Origin of the sequence: Vibrio sp. 10N.222.52.B7 (assembly GCF_041474275.1) — a bacterium.
In the GTDB taxonomy this organism is placed as follows: Bacteria; Pseudomonadota; Gammaproteobacteria; order Enterobacterales; family Vibrionaceae; genus Vibrio; species Vibrio crassostreae_C.
The window spans coordinates 882-1,300 of sequence record NZ_JBFRTU010000179.1 but is presented as its reverse complement, the minus strand read 5'-3'; the positions used below and the strand labels follow the sequence as shown (position 1 = coordinate 1,300).

Annotated in this window: 2 protein-coding genes; one reads left to right on the top strand and one right to left on the bottom strand. The window is 42.2% G+C overall.

Features of this window, described 5'->3' with window-relative positions:
* Window positions 1-131 (bottom strand): DUF2989 domain-containing protein (locus AB4512_RS22175; RefSeq protein WP_372175704.1); only part of this gene is annotated, 131 nt, incomplete at its 3' end.
* 113 nt (window positions 132-244) lie between these two features.
* On the opposite strand from AB4512_RS22175, the gene AB4512_RS22170 reads away from it, so the two are divergent.
* The coding region (locus AB4512_RS22170) for a YeaC family protein (RefSeq protein WP_372175702.1) at window positions 245-419 on the top strand (175 nt) is incomplete at its 3' end.

The following is a 419-nucleotide window of genomic DNA, read 5'->3' as shown; positions in this document are numbered from 1 at the left end:
TGCCCATCGTTCATGTTCAATTGTTCACACTGAAGACCCGGATTGCTTTGGCACAGTTGATCGGTATTTTTGTTCCCTTCAAGACACCCAACCAGAGTGAAAGGCAATAGGCTAATCGCCAACCATTTCATAATTTTCATATTCCTTCACTTGTGATCAGATGCACTTATTATTGGTCAGGTTCTTGACTCAATTCTGTTACGGGTTATTTTCTGGTGAAAATTGTTAAAACTAAGGCTTTACCATGGATGCAGAACAACTTCTTAGCGCAATGACACCCGAGGTCTACGAACGTTTAACCTACGCAGTTGAAACGGGTAAATGGCCAGAAGGTACGGCGCTCTCAAAAGAACAGCGCGACTCGTGTATGCAAGCGGTTATGTTATACCAATCTAAACATAACTCTGAAGCTCAACATA